This is a genomic window from Pelomicrobium sp. (assembly GCF_036803785.1).
Classification (GTDB): Bacteria; Pseudomonadota; Gammaproteobacteria; order Burkholderiales; family UBA6910; genus Pelomicrobium.
On record NZ_DAIRTR010000190.1, the window covers coordinates 1 to 4205 of the forward strand.

Annotated in this window: 7 protein-coding genes; 2 read left to right on the forward strand and 5 right to left on the reverse strand. The window is 69.1% G+C overall.

Features of this window, described 5'->3' with window-relative positions; translation table 11 throughout:
* Position 1: 1 nt before the first annotated feature.
* A complete protein-coding gene (locus tag V7Q81_RS14900) occupies positions 2-190 on the forward strand; it encodes a GlsB/YeaQ/YmgE family stress response membrane protein (RefSeq protein ID WP_333844859.1) in 189 nt (62 codons plus the stop codon).
* Positions 191-242: 52 nt separating this feature from the next.
* On the forward strand, positions 243-530 hold the full coding sequence (gene bamE / locus V7Q81_RS14905) for an outer membrane protein assembly factor BamE domain-containing protein (RefSeq protein ID WP_333844861.1): 288 nt from the start codon (positions 243-245) through the stop codon (positions 528-530).
* 51 nt (positions 531-581) lie between these two features.
* On the opposite strand, the gene V7Q81_RS14910 is transcribed toward bamE, so the two are convergent.
* The 5 genes from V7Q81_RS14910 to V7Q81_RS14930 form a co-directional block, all read right to left on the reverse strand.
* Positions 582-1847, reverse strand: a complete 1266-nt coding sequence (locus V7Q81_RS14910) for an ATP-grasp domain-containing protein (RefSeq protein WP_333844864.1) — start codon at positions 1845-1847, stop codon at positions 582-584.
* Positions 1848-1851: 4 nt separating this feature from the next.
* Entirely contained in the window at positions 1852-2109 is a 258-nt protein-coding gene (locus V7Q81_RS14915; protein WP_333844866.1) for a hypothetical protein, read from the reverse strand.
* Between the two features lie 5 nt (positions 2110-2114).
* Positions 2115-2297: a hypothetical protein gene (locus V7Q81_RS14920; RefSeq protein WP_333844868.1), complete on the reverse strand. Its 183-nt coding sequence runs from the start codon at positions 2295-2297 to the stop codon at positions 2115-2117.
* Between the two features lie 148 nt (positions 2298-2445).
* Entirely contained in the window at positions 2446-3150 is a 705-nt protein-coding gene (locus V7Q81_RS14925; RefSeq protein ID WP_333844869.1) for a hypothetical protein, read from the reverse strand.
* Positions 3151-3183: 33 nt separating this feature from the next.
* A partial coding sequence (locus V7Q81_RS14930) for a radical SAM protein (RefSeq protein ID WP_333844870.1) occupies positions 3184-4205 on the reverse strand: 1022 nt, incomplete at its 5' end.

Consider the following 4205-nt stretch of genomic DNA (forward strand, 5'->3'; position numbering starts at 1 on the left):
GCTGGTGCCGGGCAAGGACGTGGGCGGGATCGTGGTCACCATCGCCATTGGCATCGCTGGGGCCCTGATCGGCGGTTTCATCGGCACCCAGCTCGGCTTCGGCACGGTGACCGGCTTCGACTTCCGCAGCCTGGTGATCGCCGTGCTGGGAGCTGTCCTGCTGTTGGTGCTCGTGCGCCTGCTTAAATAAGCGCCGTTGAGGCCGAAGTCGCAAGGGCTTTCCCCGAGAAGAAGGAAGCACGATGAGTCACAACGAATGGCGCAGCCTCCTGCTCGCCGCGGTCCTGGTCACACTGGCGGCCTGCGGCGCCAAGGTGACCCAGGAGAACTTCGACAAGATCAAGGCCGGTATGACTCAGGAAGAGGTGACTGCCCTCCTGGGCGAGCCCACCGAGTCCTCCGGCTTCAGCCTCGGCAACCTGTCCGGCACCTCGGCGGTGTGGAAGGACCGGGACGGCGCCATCCACATCCAGTTCGTCAACGGCAAGGTGCTTTCCAAGCAGTTCGTGAAAGGAAGGCAGGAAGGCTAGCGAGCGTCCCCGTGCCGGTTGTTCTGCGGGCTCGCCGGAGGCCGGCCCGCTTCAACACGCCGGGCGGACCCGGGCGGGAGCGTTTTCCACCGGATACTCGGGGGAGAGCTCCACGGCAAGTTGCAGGTGGGCAAGCCGCAGGGCCATTTCTGCCTCCTGCGGACGTTTTGCTCGGGAGAAGATGAACCCGAGGTAGGCGTTGCCTTCGGGCGGCGGTGCCAGGACCTCGCCCGGCTGGGCGGTGATGCGTACCTCCACCACGCCCGGCACCTGGAGCGCCGCCTCCACGTTGTGGACTGCCCGGAGGAGGCCCCGGCGTGGGATTGGGATCATCATGACCCCGGCCGCCTCGTCGGCCCGTGGCTCGGGCAGCGCCATTCCCAAGGCGTGGCGCAGGATGAGCTCTTCCAAGGTCATGCCCAAGGCCTGGATCAGGGCCCGGCTGCACAGCCCGCCGATCGAGCGGGGGGCGATCTCCAGCAACCACACCGTCTCCTCCCGAACCCGGGCTTCCGCGTGGATCGGCCCGGTGACCAATCCGGCGAGCCGGCAGGCCCGCTCCACCGATTCGGCGAAGCGGCGCTGCACTGGCGGCTCAAGCCGCGAGGGTGTCACCAGGATCGTCTCCTCGAAATAGGGACCATCAAGGGGATCGGGCTTGTCGAACAGGGCGAGGACCCGCAGCCGCCCGTTTTCCAACAAGCCCTCCAGGGCGTGCTCGCTCCCGGGAATGAATTCCTCCACCAGGAGCCCCAGCCTTTCGGCGTCCCGGTCGGCCCGGCGTTGGATCGCCCGCACCCGCTCCACCGCGGCCGCAAAGCTCGGGGCGTCATCGGCCCGGATCACCCCGCGGCTTGCCGAAAGCCGCCGGGCCTTAACCACCACGGGCAAATCCAGGGTGGCGAGAAGGGACAGGGGGTCGGCGTCCGCGACCAGATGGGCAAAGCGCGGACAGGTGAGCCCCTTCGCGCTGAGTAGCTCCCGAAAGGCCAGCTTGTCCCGGACCCGCCGCACCGCCTCCGGAGGATTGGCGGGAAGCCCAAGGTGGCGGCAAAGCAGCGCGGCGAGCTCCAGGCCGGCATCGTCCACTGCGAGCACCGCATCCGGCTGCTCGTCCAGCTCGGCGAGGAGGGTCCGGGCCGCCACTTCCGGCCGGTCGAAGGGCACTGCCATGCGGGGAGGAAGTCCCCACTCGGGCGCCAGTCGGTGGCAGTAGTCGGCGGCGGCGGTCACCGCCAGGCCGAGCCGACGCGCCGCGGCGACGAAGGCCTCGTTGCGGTAGGAGGTGGTGGGCAGCAGCAATAGGACCCGTGCCACCCGCTCACCCTCCTGGCTGGCCCCGAGCTTGCTCGAGGCGCACCTTTTTCCCGGGTCCTTCGGCGCTCCCCCGAGCCTGCCGGAAACCGTCGGTGTGCACGGAGGCATCCCCGCTCTGCACCCAGGCCTCGGCCCGGGGGGCACACCCGTCGCTCTCGCAGCGCCGGATCCCGCGGCGCCACGCCGGCTGCTGCTCCAAGTCAAGGGGGCGGCCGATCCCATGGGCCTCGAAGCGGCCTGCCGGGGTAGGCAGGTGCTCCATGCTCGTCACCCAGGATTCAAGGGGGCTTCCGTCGGTGCTCCGCTCTGGCGGCCCTGGAGGACGACCCGGCCGTCCGCTCCCCAGCGCACCAGGGGCCTCTCGCCCGGCGCCTGGGAGATGGAGGCGGCGGGCCCATGGCCCGCGAGCCGGTGCCTCCCCTCCCGCACCGCGACGGCGAAGCTTCCCACGGGACGGCTCCCCTGCCGGTAGGGCTGGCCTTCTGCGGTCCGCGGCCCGGGCACCGGTGCGGCCGGGCCCGATGCCGGCGCAGCCCAGGCGAAGAGCGGCGGCGCGGCGCATGGGGAGGATCCGTAGGACGGATGGCATGGAATAACCTCATCGGGGAGCCAAGCGGTAGGCAGTCAGCTCCAATACCGTCTTGTCGCCTGGGATGATGGCGCTGCGGATCAAGGGTTCGTCGTTGCTTTTCGTGTAGTCGGTGTACTCCGAATAGTCCTGGTAGCGCACCGAGCGGCCCACCGCCGGCGCATACCACTCGGACTGGTACCAGCGGGTGCCGCTGCGCCACCACTCATGGTTGTCCAGATAGATGGAACGCTCGACGCGGATAGCGTCGAAACTGCCGGCCGCGGTCTTGAGTGTCTCCCGTCCTGCCACCCGGGCGAAGACGTGCACCGGATAGCGGCGGCCGGTCTTGCCCTCGACGGCGATGACGGTACCGCTCCAGCGCTTGCCGTCCTCGAGAGGGAAGGCGAAGGCCGGAAAAGGCGGGCTGAAATCGGCCATGCGCTGCTCGGGGAGCTCCTCCGTGTAAGGGTTCCATTCCCACGTGAAGATGCGGGTGTCCGGTCCATCGCCGGCTTCCCTCCGCGTCACCACGGCGTGGGACGTGATCTGCTGGACGCTGTAGCGGGTGCTTCCCTTCTGGGTTCCCCGATAGCCGTCGTAGACGGCGTAGGTCCAGGTATCGCCGACCCGCAGCCCGGGCGCTGGCACGGGATCGCCCACGGGGGCGAGGCTGGCGCAGGCGGTGAGGAGCGCAAGGACGCACAGCCCGGTCGCGGTGCGGAGGGAATCCATGCGCCTGTGCTTCATTGGTGAAAAGGTTCCCCCCTAGATGCTCATGAGTTGCCCTCGGGTGGGCTCGGCGCAGCAGTACCAGGGCTCGGACAAGTGCGGAATCGGCTGTCCCGCAAACCCGTCGGGAAGGGCTGGCGCTTCCCGGCCCGCGGCCTGGTGGGCGATCTGCCAGAGGCGGGCAAAGGTCTGCGGGCGCGGCAGCCCCTTCGCCTGCGCCTGGGCGACCCAGGCCTCGGCTTCCTGCTGGAGCCGGTCCACCCGGGGGTCCCGGTGGCGCCAGGGGTAACCCAGCGTCAGCGGGTCGAACGCCTCGATCAGCGCGCGAAAGCCCGCAAGCTCTAGCAGATACGATCCTTGGGGAACGAGCAGCCGCAGGGCGAGTTGCACCGGCGGCACCGCTTCCACCAGCCGCAGCTCCACCAGCTTCGCGAGCAGCCCGATATAGCCTTCCAGCGTCGTCCAGGGCGTGAAGGCGACGAAGGTAGGGGCCAAAGCGATGCCCTGGCTGCGGGTGAGGGCGATGGCGCGCTCGAAGTCCGCGGCGGTGTGGTTCTTGCCCAGGCGGGCGAGGATGTCATCGTCCACTGCCTCCGCCGCCGAGGTGATGAAAAGGCAGCCAAGCCGCTTCAGGGCAGGCAGCAGGCGGGCGTGCTGCACCAGGTGCTGGATCTTGATGGTGGCGTCGAAGGTGAGCCAGGGAAACTCGGCATGCATGGCCTGTAGCACCCGCAGGGCGTGGGTCGGGCCGTTGAAAAAATCCGGATCGCCGAAGGACACGTGCTGCGCGCCCGCTTGCACCTGCTGGCGGATGTCGGCGAGAACCACGTCCACCGCAACGACGCGAAAGCGCCCATGATAGATCGGCACCATGGGACAATGGCGGCACAGATGCTTGCAGCCCCGGGAAGCTTCGACGAAACCCACCGTCTTGCGCGAGCCGTCCGGGAGGATCAGCCGGGCGTAGCGGGACAGGGGCGGGAGCCCGCGTCGCTCGGGCACCAGAAACGCTAGCCTGTCCAGGCAAACCCGTGGCCCTTGCAAGGGGGGCGGCGCGC

What these genes read in the sequence shown, in the direction of transcription:
- bamE (WP_333844861.1), top strand. Translation starts at nt 243, where the DNA reads ATGAGTCACAACGAATGGCGCAGCCTCCTGCTCGCCGCGGTCCTGGTC.
- V7Q81_RS14915 (WP_333844866.1), bottom strand. Translation starts at nt 2,109, where the DNA reads ATGGAGCACCTGCCTACCCCGGCAGGCCGCTTCGAGGCCCATGGGATC.
- V7Q81_RS14925 (WP_333844869.1), bottom strand. Translation starts at nt 3,150, where the DNA reads ATGGATTCCCTCCGCACCGCGACCGGGCTGTGCGTCCTTGCGCTCCTC.